At 72.6% G+C, this 15,391-nt stretch carries 9 protein-coding genes and 1 pseudogene; 3 read left to right on the top strand and 7 right to left on the bottom strand.

The features are described from left to right. Nucleotides 1-9 precede the first annotated feature (9 nt). Nucleotides 10-1,728 carry a dihydroxyacetone kinase family protein gene (locus ACEN8D_RS05105; RefSeq protein WP_495601183.1) on the bottom strand — a complete coding sequence of 573 codons (1,719 nt, stop codon included), beginning with the start codon at nucleotides 1,726-1,728 and terminating at the stop codon, nucleotides 10-12. After that, nucleotides 1,725-3,119: an MFS transporter gene (locus tag ACEN8D_RS05110; RefSeq protein ID WP_071295475.1), complete on the bottom strand. Its 1,395-nt coding sequence runs from the start codon at nucleotides 3,117-3,119 to the stop codon at nucleotides 1,725-1,727. Before ACEN8D_RS05110 ends, ACEN8D_RS05105 begins: the two co-directional genes overlap by 4 nt. A gap of 188 nt (nucleotides 3,120-3,307) precedes the next feature. Here ACEN8D_RS05110 and ACEN8D_RS05115 point away from each other — a divergent pair, with 188 nt between their 5' ends. After that, nucleotides 3,308-4,048, top strand: a complete 741-nt coding sequence (locus ACEN8D_RS05115; protein ID WP_413399576.1) for a FadR/GntR family transcriptional regulator — start codon at nucleotides 3,308-3,310, stop codon at nucleotides 4,046-4,048. A gap of 30 nt (nucleotides 4,049-4,078) precedes the next feature. On the opposite strand, the gene ACEN8D_RS05120 is transcribed toward ACEN8D_RS05115, so the two are convergent. Then, the gene (locus tag ACEN8D_RS05120) at nucleotides 4,079-7,990 is read right to left on the bottom strand and encodes an SGNH hydrolase domain-containing protein (RefSeq protein ID WP_495601184.1); all 3,912 of its coding nucleotides are present in this window, start codon (nucleotides 7,988-7,990) and stop codon (nucleotides 4,079-4,081) included. A gap of 314 nt (nucleotides 7,991-8,304) precedes the next feature. On the opposite strand from ACEN8D_RS05120, the gene ACEN8D_RS05125 reads away from it, so the two are divergent. Next, nucleotides 8,305-8,985, top strand: a complete 681-nt coding sequence (locus tag ACEN8D_RS05125; RefSeq protein ID WP_413399647.1) for a class I SAM-dependent methyltransferase — start codon at nucleotides 8,305-8,307, stop codon at nucleotides 8,983-8,985. On the opposite strand, the gene ACEN8D_RS05130 is transcribed toward ACEN8D_RS05125, so the two are convergent. From ACEN8D_RS05130 to ACEN8D_RS05145, 4 genes and pseudogenes are all read right to left on the bottom strand, one after another. Then, nucleotides 8,951-9,868: a sugar phosphate isomerase/epimerase family protein gene (locus ACEN8D_RS05130; RefSeq protein WP_495601185.1), complete on the bottom strand. Its 918-nt coding sequence runs from the start codon at nucleotides 9,866-9,868 to the stop codon at nucleotides 8,951-8,953. The two genes, ACEN8D_RS05125 and ACEN8D_RS05130, sit on opposite strands and share 35 nt — an antisense overlap. After that, nucleotides 9,865-11,085 (bottom strand): DUF993 family protein, encoded by a 1,221-nt coding sequence (locus ACEN8D_RS05135; protein WP_495601186.1) that lies wholly within the window; start codon nucleotides 11,083-11,085, stop codon nucleotides 9,865-9,867. Before ACEN8D_RS05135 ends, ACEN8D_RS05130 begins: the two co-directional genes overlap by 4 nt. Nucleotides 11,086-11,297: 212 nt before the next feature. Further along, a pseudogene (locus ACEN8D_RS05140) lies at nucleotides 11,298-12,419 on the bottom strand (Gfo/Idh/MocA family protein); the annotation flags it as partial. Between the two features lie 392 nt (nucleotides 12,420-12,811). Continuing rightward, the gene (locus tag ACEN8D_RS05145) at nucleotides 12,812-13,852 is read right to left on the bottom strand and encodes a LacI family DNA-binding transcriptional regulator (protein WP_336697953.1); all 1,041 of its coding nucleotides are present in this window, start codon (nucleotides 13,850-13,852) and stop codon (nucleotides 12,812-12,814) included. Nucleotides 13,853-14,100: 248 nt separating this feature from the next. On the opposite strand from ACEN8D_RS05145, the gene ACEN8D_RS05150 reads away from it, so the two are divergent. After that, nucleotides 14,101-15,384: an extracellular solute-binding protein gene (locus ACEN8D_RS05150; protein ID WP_413399552.1), complete on the top strand. Its 1,284-nt coding sequence runs from the start codon at nucleotides 14,101-14,103 to the stop codon at nucleotides 15,382-15,384. The last annotated feature ends 7 nt before the right edge of the window (nucleotides 15,385-15,391 follow it).

A 15,391-nucleotide genomic window follows, 5' to 3' on the forward strand; every position in this document is an offset into this window, starting at 1 on the left:
GGGTCTTCCTTACTTCTCGGAGAGCGTCGCGAGGACCGCGGCGGTGATGAGGGCGAACGAGATCGCACCGGCGTCGGGGGTGCCGACCGCGTCCTCGCCGTGGGTCCGGGCGCGGCCCATCCGCGGCAGCAGGTCGGCGGTGGCGTCGGCCGCGGTCGTGGCGGCGGCGGACGCGGCGGACCAGGCGGTGACCAGGTCGTCGCCGGCCGCGGTGCGGGCGGTGAGGACCTCGTCGAACGGGACGAGCGCGTCGACCATGGTCTTGTCGCCCGGGACGGCCCCGAACGCGAGGACGGCCTCGGCAGCCGCGTGCACGGCGCCGGCGACGGTGGTGGCCGTCGGGCGCGAGGTGTCCCCGAGGACGCGACCCAGTGCCTCCAGGGCCGCACCCCAGATCGCGCCGGACGTGCCGCCGGCCTTGTCTGACCACGCGTCACCGGCGATCGCGAGGACCGAGCCGGCACCGGCGCCGCGTGCTGCGGCGTCCTGCGCCGCCGCGTCCGCCGCGGTGGAGCCGCGCTGCATGCCGATCCCGTGGTCGCCGTCGCCGGCCACCGCGTCGATGCGGCCGAGTTCGTCGGCGTGGGCGTCGATCGTCGCGCGCACGGCCGTGATCGCCGTCGCGATGCGGGTGGCGGACACCCGGGACTCGTCGGTGCCGACGGTCACCGGGACGACCACGCCGGCCTCGAGGACGTCGGAGGAAACGGGCTCCTGCGGGACGGCACCGCCCTTGCGGTAGGCGGGACTGTCGGCCGGGGCGGCCCAGAGTTCCTCGAGCTCGTCGTCGAGCCAGAACAGCGTCAGCGAGACGCCGGCCATGTCGAAGCTCGTGACGAGTTCGCCGACCTCGGGCTCGACGACGACTGCGCCGGCCGCGGTCAGTCGGCGCTGCACGGCGTCGAACACGACGAAGAGCTCCTCGTACTTGACGGAACCGAGGCCGTTGAGGATCGGGACGACGCGTGCTCCGTCGACTGCGACACCGGACGGCAGCTCGGTGAGCAGCTTGTCGACGAGCAGGTCCGCCAGTCCGGACGCGGTGGGGACGTCGGCTTCGTCGATGCCGCGTTCGCCGTGGATGCCCATGCCGATCGCCATGCGGCCCTCGGGGACGGTGAACAGGGGTTCGTCCGCGCCGGGCAGCGAGCAGCCGGAGAACGCAACACCGAACGATCGGGTGCGGTCGTTCGCCCGCTCGGCGATCGCCGTGACGGTGTCGAGGTCGTCGCCACGCTCGGCGGCGGCTCCGGCGACCTTGAACACGCAGAGGTCGCCCGCGATCCCTCGCCGCTGGTGGGCCTCGGCACTCGGGGCACTCGCGACGTCGTCGGTCACGCGGACCGTGCGGACGTCGATGCCGGCCGCGGTGAGTGCCCGGGCAGCTGCGTCGAAGTTGAGGACGTCGCCGGCGTAGTTGCCGTAGCTCAGCAGCACCCCGCCGCCGTGCTCGGAGGCCGTCGCGACCGCCGTGACCTGCTGGGCGCTCGGGCTGGCGAACAGGTTCCCCATCGCCGCACCGGCGGCCAGGCCGTGCCCGACGAGTCCGCCGAACGCCGGGTAGTGCCCGGATCCGCCGCCGACGACGAGCGCCACGGTCCCCTCGGGGCTGGTGGTCGAGCGGGCGACGCCGCCGTGGACCTTCCGCACCCGGGAGCGGTTCGCGGCGACGAAGCCGTCGACCATCTCGTCCGCGAAGTCCGCGGGGTCGTTGAACAGGCGGGTCATGCGTGGGACTCCTGGGTCGTGGTCGTCGCGGCCTGCGCGGCAGCGTCGGCGTCTCGTCGCTCGTTCCGCTTCGTGGTCCGGCCGAGGACGAACATCAGGACGCTCGACAGGACCATGAAGAACCCGACGATGAACATCGGCACCTGGTACCCGCCGGTCCACTCGCTGACGGCGCCGGTGATGTACGGCGCGGCGAAGCCTCCGAGGTTGCCGACGGTGTTGATGAGCGCGACGCCCGCGGCCGCTGCGGCACCGGTGAGGAACTGCGTCGGGACGGTCCAGAAGTTGGGCAGCGCGGCGAAGATCGAGCACGCGGTGATCGCGATGACGGCGACCGTGGCGGCCGGGCTGTTCATGTAGAGGGCCACCGGGATGCTCAGGCCGCCGACGAGGGCGGGGACCGCGATGTGCCACACCCGGACGCCGCGCCGGAACGCGTCACGCGACCAGAAGTAGAGGACGACGGCGGCGGGCACGTACGGGATCGCCGTGATGAGCCCCTTCTGGAACAGGTCGAACGTGGTGCCGAACTGCTCCTGGAAGCCGTCGATGATGGTCGGCAGGAAGAAGCTCAGGGCGTACAGGCCGTAGATGAAGCCGAAGTACACGGCGGCGAGCATCCAGACGCGACCGGAGCCGAACGCCGCTCGGAGGCCGCCCTTGCCGTGCGCGTTCCCCTCCTTCTGGCTGTTCTCCTTCGCGAGGGCGCCCTCGAGCCAGAGTTTCTCGTCCTCGTCGAGCCACTTCGCCTGCGACGGCTTGTCCTTCAGCACGAAGAGGCACAGGATGCCGACGATGATCGCGGGGATCGACACGCAGAGGAACATGAAGCGCCAGCCCGCGAGGCCGCCGAGCAGTCCCTCGTGGGTCATCAGCCAGCCGGCGAGCGGCGAACCGATCACGCTGGTGAGCGGCTGCGCCAGGTAGAAGAGCGCGAGCATCTTGCCGCGGTGCCGGGCGGGGACCCAGGTCGACAGGAACAGGATCGCGCCGGGGAAGAACCCGGCCTCGGCGATGCCGAGCAGGAAGCGCAGGCCGACGAGCTGCGGGTAGTTCTGCACCCACGTGAAGAGCAGCGAGACGATGCCCCACGTGATCATGATGCGGGCGAGCCAGACGCGGGCGCCGAACTTGTGCAGCGCCAGGTTGGACGGCACCTCGAGCACGAGGTACCCGATGAAGAACACGCCCGAGGCGAACCCGAACTGTGCGGCGGTCAGGCCGAGGTCGGCCTCCATGCCGTTCGGGGCCGCGAAGGAGATCGCGGTGCGGTCGAGGAAGTTGATGAAGAACATCAGCGCCACGAAGGGCACGATGCGGATCGCGATCTTGCGGATGGCCGTCTTCTCGACGACCGAGGTGGGGATGCCTCGCGTGGCGGGGATGTCCACGATGACTCCTGCTCGGGTGGGGTGGTGCTCCGGTCGGCTGCTGCGCCGGGAACGGAGGTGACGCATCGGTGCGCACGGACCAGTGTGCGCGGTCGCTCGAAACTTGTCAACCGGTTGACCATTCCCTCCCGCCGCGGCTCGGCAGGGAGTCCCACCGCAACCGGTTGACCGACCGGTACGCTCACTGCATGCCCGCGTTCAGCCCGGACGACCCGCTCAACATCCGCCTCGAGCTCGAGTCGGTGCCGACGGGCTCCCCCGCATCCGAGGTCGCCCGACAGCTCGTCTCCCTGCTGACCGCCGGCGACCTGGCACCCGGCTCGCGGCTGCCCTCGGAGCGGGTGCTGGCCGAACGGCTCGGGGTCGGTCGGTCCGCCGTGCGAGAGGCCCTCGCGGCGCTCGAGATCCTCGGCATCGTGCAGATCCGCCCGGGTTCCGGCACGTACCTGCAGGGCGGGACCTCGGACCTGCTGCCGACGACCCTGTCGTGGGGGCTCATGCTCGCGTCGAACCGGACCCGGGAGTTGCTCGAAGTCAGGTCATCGCTCGAACGCACCGCGGCGATCCTCGCCGCCCAGCGTGCGACGCCGGCGCAGCTCGACGAGCTCCAGACCTACATCGACCGGCAGCACCCGGCGCTCGACGACCCGGACGCCTTCATCGACGCCGACGTCCGGTTCCACGTGCTGCTCGCCCGCTCCGCCGGGAACGACGTGCTCGCCGACCTGCTGCAGAGCCTCCGCTCGATGCTCAGCGTGTGGGTCGGCCGTCGTGTCCGGACCCGCCAGGCCACCGAGGCCGCGTACGAGGAGCACCGTGCGATCCTCGAGGCGCTCCGGGCCGGGGACGTGCTCGCGGTGCAGCGGGCGATGGACGACCACATGGCCACGGCGAGCGCCCGCATCGAGCACGCCGGCCCCGCCGACTGACGGGCGGGGCCAGCCAGCTGCTCCGCCCGCCTACGTGCGGAGCAGCGGGGCCACCAGCGGCTCGAGCCACCTCGAGTACGCCGTCGACATGTGCGTCTGGTCGCGGTACACGAGCTTGTCCTGCACCACCACCGGGCACCCGTCGTCGGTGCAGAACCAGTCCCGCGGCTCGACGGTGGGGACGCCGGCCGCCCGCACCGTGTCGGCGACGTCCTCGTGCCGCCCGGAGACCGCGTAGGCGCGTTGCTCCGCCTGGTTGCACTCCTCCACGGTGTCGAGGTGCTCGGCCACGCACGACACCGCGTCGCCCTCCGGCACCGGGGTGTCCAGCATGTAGACGGTGCGGAGCCCGGCGGCCTGCATCGTGGCCGCGGTCTCGGCGGTGCCGTCCGCCCACGTGGTGTTCGACACCTGCTTGCCGGGGACGTTGTCCGACTGCGCCATCACCACGAGGTCGGGGTCGAGGGCCTGGATGCGCCGCATCGACGCGTCCCGCCACTCGGGGCACTCGGTGTACGTGCGCTTGAGCGAGGAGTTGAACAGCTCGACGTCCTGGGCGACCGGGCACGCGGCCTTCGTCCACGCGACGACCCTCCAGCCCTCGGTCTTGCCAGCGGCGTCGAACGCGGGCAGCCACTGCTGCGCGTGCGAGTCACCCCAGAGCACCACGGTCCGTGAGCCGTCCGGGTCGCCGTACACGCACGCCTTCTGCTGGATCTGCAGGTAGCCCGCGTGGCAGCCGTCGTCCGTCGAGTCCGGCTGGTCGTCGGCGGCGGTCGTGAGGCTCGGGGTCAGGTTCGCCGGTACGTCCGAGGTCGTCAGCGCCGACCGGATCGTCGCCTGGATCTCGGTGGAGTCGCCCTCGTCGAGCGATGCCGCCTGCACCGTGCCGCCGCTGCCGACGAGCGCCGGGACCGAGAACACCACGACCACCGCGGTCGCCGTCGTCGCGGCCGCCGCACCGGCCCCGATCGCGGCCCAGCGGACCCGCTTCCACCGCGCACGCGCGGAGGGCGACTCGATGAGGTGGTACGTGATCGTCGCCACCCACAGCGCGACCGCCATCACCTCGAGCTTCTCGAGCCACCCGAGGTCGCGGTTCACCATGACGGGCACGAGCACGACCATCGGCCAGTGCCAGAGGTACCAGCCGTACGACACCTTGCCGATCGCCTGGAACGGCTTCAGCTGCAGGACCGTCTCGACCGAGCCGCGGCGGTACACCCCACCGCCGGCGATCACCGCGCAGGCGCCGAGCACCGGCAGGAGGGCCGCCGTGCCGGGGAAGGGCGTCTCGTCGGAGTACACGAACGCGCTCGTCAGGACCGCGCCGAGGCCGGCCCAGGTCAGTGCGACCTGCAGTGCACCGGGGGCCTTCGCGAGCCACCGGGCGCCGAGGGCGAGGAACGCCCCGGCCGCGAGCTCCCACGCGCGGGTCTGCATCGAGAAGTACGCCAGCGGGGAGTCGTGCGCGGTGATCGTCACGGACGCCCACATCGACGCCCCGAACACGAGCGTCACCACGGCGGCCACCGCCAGGTGACGGTGCCGCTTCCACAGCACGATCGCCAGCGTCAGGACGAGCGGCCACACCAGGTAGAACTGCTCCTCGACGCCGAGCGACCAGAAGTGCTCGAGCGGCGAGGCCGGTCCGTCCGCGGCCTGGTAGTCGACGCCCTGCGCGGCGAGCCGGTAGTTCAGGGCGAAGAAGGTCGCGGCGACGCCGTCCCACGCCACGTTGGACGCGCGCAGGATCGAGTCGAACACGCGGGTGGCCACGACGGTCACGGCGATCACGAGGAGCGCGGAGGGCAGCAGGCGCCGGATGCGGCCCGCGTAGAACGAGCCGAAGTCGATCCGTCCCGTCCGCTCGACCTCGCGGAGCAGCTGCCCGGTGATGAGGAAGCCGGAGATCGCGAAGAACACGTCCACGCCGACGTACCCGCCGGTGAGGACGGGCGCGCCCGTGTGGTAGACCACCACGAGCAGCACCGCGACGGCGCGGAGCCCCTGGATGTCGGGTCGGAACCGGCGCGGTCCGGCGGCCTGAGGCCGCTCGGCCTGGACCGGCTCCTCGACGGGTGCTGCGGAGTCCGCCAGCACCACCGGGTCGAGGCGCTCACCGAACGCGGGCCCGGAGGCGCGGCTCGGCTCCGGCACGACGCCGACCGGTGACGACGGGGTCACCGTCGGCGAGAGCGGCGGCGCGGGGAGCGACGCATCGGCCGCGTCCGCCGCCGCGACGGAGGCGAGTGCGGGGGTCGGAGCCGCGCCACCGGTGGCGGTGACCGGTGCGCGGGAGGCGATCCGCGCCTCCCGACGGTCGACACGTGCCTGCCTGCGGAGCGCGCGCCGCGGCGAGGACGGGACCGACAGGAAGAGCATCGGCACCTGCACGTACGCGTGGATCGCGGCGAGGATCCACATGGCCCACAGCACGTCGGGGCCGAACCGGACGGTGGCCCACGCGAGGCCCGTCCACGTCACGAGGAGCGACGTGGTGACCGTGATCCGCATCACCCGCGCGATCTGCGTGCCGAGCGGCGTGGTGACCTTCTTCGCCGAACCGGTCGGCACCCACTCGCGGGTCGTGCCCGTGAGGACGTGCACGATCGCGACGGCGTGGGCGAACGAGTACAGGGACTGGATGCGCAGGACGTCGATGCGCCACCGGGACCGGTACATGATCGGGACGACCACGAGCCACATGAGCATCGCGCCGAGGAGCCAGACGGAGTTCTGCGGCATGATCCACTGCGGCAGGCCGAACAGCATCACGAGCCCGGGCAGCGGGGACAGGAACACGTTCACCGCGGTGGAGATGTAGTAGAGGAACCCGGACCAGAAGCACATGCGCTGCCGGAGCGTGATGTGCGGGTTCTCGTGGAAGGTGGTGTCGGCGAGGAGCGACATCGACCCCGTGCACCAGCGGTACTGCTGGTTGAGGAACGACGCGAGGTCGTCCGGGCACATGCCCTTCGAGACGAGGATCGGGACGTACCGCACGCGGAAGCCGACGCGCATGAGGTTCACGCCCGTGTGGACGTCCTCGGAGTGGCCGATCTGGGCGAAGCCGCCCGCGCGCTCGAGTGCCGCCCGCCGGTAGATCGCGCAGGTCCCGACGCAGATCGCCGCGTTCGAGCGGTCGCGTGCGGGCTGGATCCAGCGGTAGAACAGCTCCTGCGTGGCGCCGGCGGTCCGCTGCAGCCAGTGCATGCCCTTGCGGGCGTCGAAGAACTGCGGCGACTGCACGATGCCGAGGCTCTGGTCGTCGAAGTAGGGCACGAGCTCGTGGAGGTAGTCGGCTCGGGGCACGAAGTCGGCGTCGAACACCGCGATGAGGTCGCCGTCGCTCTGTTCGTAGCCGTACCGGAGGTTGCCGGCCTTCTTGAGGTGCCCGCGGTCCGGACGGACCTCGTACCGGTAGCCGTGGCGCCGGGCGAGCTCGGCGACCTCGGGGCGGTCCGCGTCGTCGAGGACGTACACCGTCAGGGTCGTCGGCCAGCGGAGCTTCGCCACCCACGAGTAGGTGTTCGCGAGGATCGCCAGGGGCTCCCCCGCGGTGGGGAGGAACACGTCGACCGTCGGGTACCGCTCCGGGGCCCAGCTGCCGACGCGTTCGACGTGGTCGCGCTTGTGGAAGCGCTTGCGCCGTGCGCTCGTGGTGAGCGACACGCACAGCGTGAGGCAGTAGAGCGTCGTCGGGATGAGGAACAGCAACAGCCCCGGGGCCGACGTCGAGAAGCGCCAGATGCTCGAGGCGATGAGCGCGAAGGCGGCGGCCTGGGCGAACAGCATCCAGCGGTGCTGCGCGCCCATGTACCAGTACTTCTCGCGGTCCGTGGGCGGCGCCGGGAGGTACTGCGGCTCCCCCGTCTGATCCGTGCTGTCCGTGGTCGCGGGCTGGATGCGCGCGTCGACCACCGTGTCCGTGGACGTCATGTCGGGCCTTCCCCTGGTTCAGGCGTGACGAATGGCGTTGCAGTCGTGCAGGTACGGTGCTGCGGTGATCGTTCGATGGTGACGGTTGCTCGGGCACTTCGTGTGACGGGGAGGTGAACCCGACCTGGCAGTGTGCCCCTCGAACGGGGGACGACCCCGCTCTGCCCGGCGCGCGGTCAGCCGGGCATCGGCGAGGCCGTGCCGATCGGGACCTGTCCCCCGGGGATCTGCGACGCAGGCCCCGCGGCACCGGGTCGTTGCCGGTCCGGCAACGTTCCTTGTCCGTCGAGCGCGGGATGCGGTGGAGTGACGGCATGCACACGCACCGGGAGCCGTCCGACACGACCGCACGCAGCTGGTGGGAGGCCCGCTACGCCGAGCAACCCGGGATCTGGTCGGGGCGGGTGAACGCGGTGCTCGCCGACGTCGCGTCGTCGCTGCCCGCGGGACGCGCGCTCGACCTGGGCTGTGGCGAGGGCGGCGACGTCGTCTGGCTCGCCCGGCAGGGGTGGGCGACCACCGGGGTGGACCTGTCGGTGACGGCGGTCACCCGCGGTTCCCGGGCTGCCGTCACCGCCGGGGTCGAGGAGCGGACGGCGTTCGTCACGGCGGACCTCGGCTCGTGGGACACCGCGGCGCGGTTCGACCTCGTCACGGCGTCGTTCCTGCAGTCGTGGCCGGTCGAGATCCCGCGTGGGGCGATCCTGCGGCGGGCGGCCGGGTTCGTGGCATCCGGCGGGCACCTGCTCGTGACGGCGCACGCCGCGCCCCCGCACGGGGACCTGCCCGAGGAGATGCGGGCGTACCGCTTCCCGACGCCGGCGGAGGACCTCGCGGCGCTGGGGCTCGACGACGGGTGGGAGGTCGTCGCCGCCGAGCTCCGACCGCGCACCGCGGTGACGCCCGAGGGAGCGCCGCACGAGGTGCTCGACAGCGTGGTGCTGGTCCGCCGCCGCCCCCTCAGCGAGGCAGGGGCAGCGGCACCGAGGCCGTGAACGCCCGGACCACCCGGTCGACGACGTCCGTCGCCGGGGCGTCCCACACGGCCTGGTTGAAGATCTCCACCTCGACGTCCCCGGAGTACCCGGCGGCGCTCACGGCAGCGGTGACCGGCCCGAAGTCGATGTGCCCGTCCCCCATCACACCCCGGGAGAGCAGCGGGTCGGCGGCGATCGGGGTGAGCCAGTCGCACACCTGGTAGCTCGCGATCCGCCCGGCGGCGCCCGCGCGGGCCACCGAGGCCGCGAGCGCCGGGTCCCACCAGACGTGGAACGTGTCCACGACCACACCGACGGCAGCGGCCGGGAAGGGCGCCGCGAGGTCGAGGGCCTGCGCGAGGGTCGACACGACGGCCCGGTCGGCGGCGTACATCGGGTGGAGGGGCTCGACGGCGAGCTGGACGCCGGCATCGAGGGCGTGCGGAACGAGGTCGGCGAGGGCGTCGGCCACGCGGTCCCGGGCGTCGATCAGGTCGCGGGACCCCTCGGGCAGTCCTCCGGCGACGAGCACGAGCACCGGGGGGGAACCGGGTGCGCCGGCCTCGGCCAACGCCGCGGTCTCGTCGATCGCCCGCCGGTTGTCGTCGAGTGCCCGCTGCCGTTCGGTGCCGGCCGGGAGGGTGAAGAAGCCGCCGCGGCAGTGCGAGGACACCCGGAGGCCGGAGTCGGCGACCATCCGCACGGCCTCGGACAGCCCGACCTCGGCGACGGGCTCCCGCCACGTTCCGATCGCCTGGACGCCGGCGGCGCGGACGGTGTCGAGGGCGTCCCGGAGCGAGGCGTACTTGATCGTCGCCTGGTTGATCGAGAGCCGCGGATGCGGGGGTGCGGAGCCCGGGGCGGCCCCGGTCCGCGTGGCGCGGCCGACGGGGGTGCTCACGCGACCACCCCGGAGAGCGGGCGGTCGGCGGGGGTCGAGCCGCGCCTCCTGGCCGTCACGGGCACACCGGACACGGTGAGCAGGTCGTGCCACCGCGACGCCGCGAGCGACGGGTCCTCGAGCGCGCCGCAGGCGTTCGCGAGCCGGACGGTCTCGGACAGGTGCGGCAGGGAGCGGCCGGCGTGCTGACCGCCGACCATGGCGAAGGCGCCCTGGTGGCCGTTCAGCCAGGCGAGGAAGGCGATGCCGGTCTTGTAGTGCCAGGTCGGGGCGCTGAAGACGTGGCGGGACAGGGCCTCGGTGGGGCCGAGCAGCGCGCGGAAGGCGGTCTCGTCGGGGAGGGCCCGGACGGCGGCGGAGGCGATCGGCGCCACGGCGGCGAACGCGCCGAGCAGGGCGTCGGAGTGCGTCCGATCGGTCCCGGCGACGAGGTCGACGTAGTGGAAGTCGTCGCCGGTGAACATCCGGACGCCGGCGGGCAGTTGGGAGCGGAGGGCGACCTCGGCCCGGGCGTCGAGCAGGCTCATCTTGATGCCGGCGACCTTCGACCCGGCGTCGCCCATGATGTCGAGCACGGTGTCGGGGCCGTGCTGACCGCCGAAGTAGCCGGCGAGGGCGGGGTCGAACGCCTCCCCCAGCCAGTGCAGGACGACGGGGGCGCTCGCGCGCTCGATGACCCTGCGGTAGACGCGGCGGTAGACGGTGGCCGGTGCGTCACTGCGCTGCGCCAGGCGCGCCAGGTGCCGGCTCGCCATGAGCACGACCCCCGCGCCGGCGTCCTCGGCGTGGTGGAGCTGCGCGACGCAGGCGTCGACGACCTGCTGCTCGGTGGCGACCTGGTCCGGGAGGTCGTCGGTGTTCACGCCGACGACGATGCGGCCGCCGACGGACTGCGCCTCGCGGGCGCTGCGGGTGATGAGCTCGCGCGTGGCGGCCGGGTCGAGCCCCATGTTCCGCTGCGCGGTGTCCATCGCGTCCGCGACGCCGAGGCCCCACGACCAGAGGTGGTGCCGGAACGCGAGGGTGGCGTCCCAGTCGAGGTCCGCCGGTGCACCCGGCGTGTTGTCGGCGGCGGTGCGCGGGACGACGTGGGCGGCGGCGTACACGACGCGCTCGGTGAGCGGGGCGGTCGGCTTCGCGGTGGCCGCCACGGCTGGCTCGCGCAGGTCGACCCGGCTGGTCGTGCCGTCGGGCGCGAGGAGGGTCAGGGTGGTCATGCGCGTGCTCCGACGGTCTCGGCGTCGTCGGCGCGGTCGGCGCGGTCGGCGCGGTCGGCGCGGTCGGCGCGGTCGGCGCGGTCGGCGCGGTCGGCGCGGTCGGCGCGGTCGGCGCGGTCGGCGCGGTCGGCGTTGTCGGCGCGTTCGGTGCGTTCGGCGTTGTCGGCGCGGTCGGCGCTGTCGCCCTGGAGGCGCGGCTCGGCCCCGGTGGGCAGGGTCAGCTCCGGCAGGTCGATGCGTCGTCCTTCGGCGCTCGATCGCAGACCGGCCTCCGCGAGCGCCACGCCGCGGGCACCGGACAGCAGGTCGTAGGGGTGCGGGCGGCCGGCCACGAGGTCGCGCAGGAAGTCCTCCCACTGGGCGCGGAACCCGTTGCCGAACACCTCGTTGTCGGGGACCTCGAGCCACTGCGCCCTGTAGTCGCGGTCGTCCCGCAGGTCGGGGTTCCACACCGGCTTCGGCGTCGCCGTCCGGGGCTGGATCCGGCAGCCGAACAGTCCCGCGACGGCGCTGCCGTCGGTGCCGTCGACCTGGAACTCGACGAGCTCGTCACGGTCGACCCGGACCGCCCAACTCGAGTTGATCTGCGCCGTGATGCCGCCGGCGAGGTCGAACACGCCGTAGGCCGCGTCGTCCGCGGTCGCCGCGTACCCGGTCCCCTGCTCGTCGGTTCGCTCGTCGATGTGCGTGACCGCGCGGGCGTACACCGACTCCACGCGGCCGAACAGCTGCTCGAGGACGTAGTTCCAGTGCGGGAACATGTCGACGACGATGCCGCCGCCGTCCTCGCGGCGGTAGTTCCAGCTCGGCCGCTGCGCGGTCTGCCAGTCCCCTTCGAACACCCAGTAGCCGAACTCGCCGCGGACGGAGAGGATCCGGCCGAAGAACCCGGAGTCGATGAGCCGGCGGAGCTTCCGGAGGCCGGGCAGGTAGAGCTTGTCGTGCACGACGCCGTTCGGCACGCCGGCGTCGGCGGCGAGGCGGGCGAGCTCGAGTGCCTCGTCGGAGGTCTCGGCCGTGGGCTTCTCGGTGTAGACGGCCTTGCCGGCGGCGATCGCCTTCCGCAGGGCGTCGGCGCGGGCGCTCGTCACGGCGAAGTCGGCGAAGACGTCCCAGCGGGGATCGGCGAGGGCGGCGTCGAGGTCGGTCGTCCAGTGCGCGAGGCCGTGCCGGGTGGTGATCTCCTCGAGCTTCGCGGCGTTCCGGCCGACGAGGATCGGTTCGACCTGCAGCCTCGTGCCGTCCGGGAGCGGGAGCCCGCCGTCGTCGCGGATGGCCAGGATCGACCGCACGAGGTGCTGGCGGTAGCCCATGCGTCCGGTGACGCCGTTCATGATGATGCCGATGGTGCGCGTGGTCAACGCGTGCTCCCTTGCTCGCTGTGGCCCGCTCGCCACCGTGGTGGAAAGCGCTTGCCGGAACCGTACACCACGGCCCGTGCCGACCGCACGCGCGTGTTCGGGTGTGTGCGTTCGGAGCGGGGCGTGCGGCGCGGGCGGGCGGGGGCGTGCGGGGGCCCGGGGCGTGCGGGGCGCGGGCCTGGGGCGTGGGCACCCCGCGCCACTTCGTGAGCAGGAATGGTCGGGTCGCGCCACGGCACCCGACCGTTTCTGCTCACGATCCGGGCGACGGGGATGGGCGCGGGCGCGGGGACGGGCGCGGGGCGCCCGGGCCCGAGGCGCCCGGGCTCGGGGCGCCCGGGCCCGGCGCGCCCGGGCCGGGCCCGCTAGCGCGCCGTGCTCGCGCGCAGCACGACCTCGCCGTCGATGGCGCCGTCCGCCTCGAGCCCGAGGGCCCGCCGCACCGCCCGCTCCCCGATCTCCTCGAGGGGCAACCGCACCGTGCTGAGCGCCGGCACGACGTCGGCGAGCATCCGCACGTCGTCGAACCCCGCGACCCCGACGTCCACCCCCGGGACGAGCCCGCGCTCCCGGATCGCCGCGACCGCCCCCACCGCCATGAGGTCCGTGACCGCGAACACGCACCGCGGCAACGCCCCCGAGCCCGCCGCAGCCCGGTCGAGCAGCGACACCATCGCCCGGTACCCGCCGTCCCGCGTGAACTCCGACGGCACCACGGCGTCGTCGGGCACCCGGATCCCGTGGGCGGCGAGGCCCGCGACGAAGCCCTCGTAGCGCGCGTGCGCGGTGGCGAGCGACGGATCCCCGGCGAGCACCGCGAACGAGTCGTGCCCCTGTTCCACCAGGGCCCCGGCGAGCGCCGCAGCACCGCTGAGGTTCCGGATCACGAGTGGTTGCACTCCCGACACGCCTGCCACGGCGCCGTCGAGGTCGGACACGAGCGCCGAGACCCCCGCGCCGGCCGCGACGAGCCCGGAGACGGCCGACGCCAGCTCGGCGCCACCACCGAGGCGACGGCTCACCGCGAGCACCACGGCCCGCGGCCGGAGCCCCGCGACGACGCCGAGGACGGCCGCCTCGCGCGACGGGTCCCCTCCCGTCGACGTGATCGTGACGACGAGCCCGGCGTCGTCGGCGGCGCGGATGGCCCCGGCGGCGATGGCCGCGAAGTACGGATCGGCGATGTCGCCCACGACGAGCGCGAGCGTCGTGGTGGTCCCGCGGGCGACGGCCTGGGCCTGCACGTTGGCGGTGTACCGGAGCTCCCGGGCCGCGGCGTGGACGCGGTCGACCGACTCCTGCCGGACCTTCCGCACGCTGCCGTTGAGCGCGCGCGACGCGGTCGCGAGGGAGACGCCTGCCCGCGCAGCCACGTCGGCCAGGGTGACCGAGCTCCGTTCGGGCATGTCGCGCCTCCAGTCCGTCGGCTCCGCGCTGTGTGGCGAGGGCTGTCTGTGGCGAGGATAGCGATTTCCCGCCCGCCGGGGCGGAGCCGCGGCAACGGATCGAGCCGTCACGTCACAATGTCCAAACATTCTGCAGGAAAGCGCTTGCCAGAATCCCCGGGCGTCGTGTAGACCTTGTCTCCTCGGCCGAGACACCCCGAACGCTCGCCCACGGCAGACGCCAGTGGTCCCGAACGAAAGCAGTGACGATGAAGTCATCCAAGAAGATGCTCGCGCTCGCCGGCGGCATCGCCGCACTGGCGCTCCTGAGCGGCTGCGCCTCCGGCAGCGGTTCCGGCGACGGCGGCAAGGTCGACCAGCTGACCTTCTGGCTCTCCACGTCGACGGCGCAGGAGAAGGGCTACCAGGACCTCGCGACCGACTACGAGAAGAAGACCGGCGTCACGGTCAAGATCGTGAACCTGCCGTACGACGGGCTGCAGACGAAGCTCCGCGAGTCGGCGCAGGCGAACTCGCTGCCCGACGTCGTGCGAGCCGCGGGCATCGACCCGATCTGGACCGGCAAGACCGTCGACCTGGCCTCGATCGTGGACGACGACGCGAACAAGATCGACAAGGACATCATCGCGAAGGACGACGACGGCAAGGTCACCTCGATCCCGTCCGATGTCACCGCGGCGGGCCTGTTCGTGAACAAGTCGCTGTTCGACAAGGCCGGCATCGCCTACCCGACGGACCCCGCGAAGGCCTGGACCTGGGACGAGTTCCTGCAGGCCGCCGACCAGGTGAAGGCGAAGACCGGCGCGAAGTACGACCTGGTGTTCGACTCCTCGCCGTCCCGCCTGCGCGCCTACATGTTCACCAAGGGCACCGACTTCATGCAGCAGGAGAAGGACGGCTCCTTCCCGACCGACTCGAAGACCGTCTCGGCGCTGCAGGACTTCGCCGACATGAACGACGACTCCACGATGCCGAAGTCGGTGTGGACGAGCGGGCAGGACCCGAACGCCCTGTTCAAGAGCGGCCAGGTCGTCGCCTACTTCTCGGGCGTCTGGCAGTCGTCGGACTTCGCGTCGAACATCACCGACTTCGACTGGGCCAGCGCCGCGACCCCGGCCGACCCGACGCACGCCACCGAGATCAACTACGGCGGCAACATCGTCGGCTTCGAGAACTCGGACGCCCGCGGGACCGCGGCGAAGAAGTTCATCGACTACATGTACGAGCCGACGAACTACGCCAAGCTCGTGACGACGAACGGCTTCCTGCCGGTGGAGACCGGACTGGACATCAGCTACCCGTTCGAGTCGCAGGCCGCCAAGGACTCCTTCGCGCTCTACCAGAAGGAGATCGACGCGGCGGACCCGATCTCGAGCTCCTACGCCAAGGAGAGCGCGAAGTGGGCGGTCGAGGGCAAGGAACTCGGCACCGACCCGACCACCGCCGAGGTCGGCAAGCTCATCAACGGGCAGCAGTCGGCCAAGAAGACCCTCGAGACGATCACGAAGTACTACGAAGAGCACGTCGGATGACGGACCG

It is taken from the genome of Curtobacterium sp. Curtsp22, assembly GCF_059492135.1.

What these genes read in the sequence shown, in the direction of transcription:
- ACEN8D_RS05105 (WP_495601183.1), bottom strand. Translation starts at nt 1,728, where the DNA reads ATGACCCGCCTGTTCAACGACCCCGCGGACTTCGCGGACGAGATGGTC.
- ACEN8D_RS05115 (WP_413399576.1), top strand. Translation starts at nt 3,308, where the DNA reads ATGCCCGCGTTCAGCCCGGACGACCCGCTCAACATCCGCCTCGAGCTC.
- ACEN8D_RS05120 (WP_495601184.1), bottom strand. Translation starts at nt 7,990, where the DNA reads ATGACGTCCACGGACACGGTGGTCGACGCGCGCATCCAGCCCGCGACC.
- ACEN8D_RS05125 (WP_413399647.1), top strand. Translation starts at nt 8,305, where the DNA reads ATGCACACGCACCGGGAGCCGTCCGACACGACCGCACGCAGCTGGTGG.
- ACEN8D_RS05135 (WP_495601186.1), bottom strand. Translation starts at nt 11,085, where the DNA reads ATGACCACCCTGACCCTCCTCGCGCCCGACGGCACGACCAGCCGGGTC.
- ACEN8D_RS05145 (WP_336697953.1), bottom strand. Translation starts at nt 13,852, where the DNA reads ATGCCCGAACGGAGCTCGGTCACCCTGGCCGACGTGGCTGCGCGGGCA.
- ACEN8D_RS05150 (WP_413399552.1), top strand. Translation starts at nt 14,101, where the DNA reads ATGAAGTCATCCAAGAAGATGCTCGCGCTCGCCGGCGGCATCGCCGCA.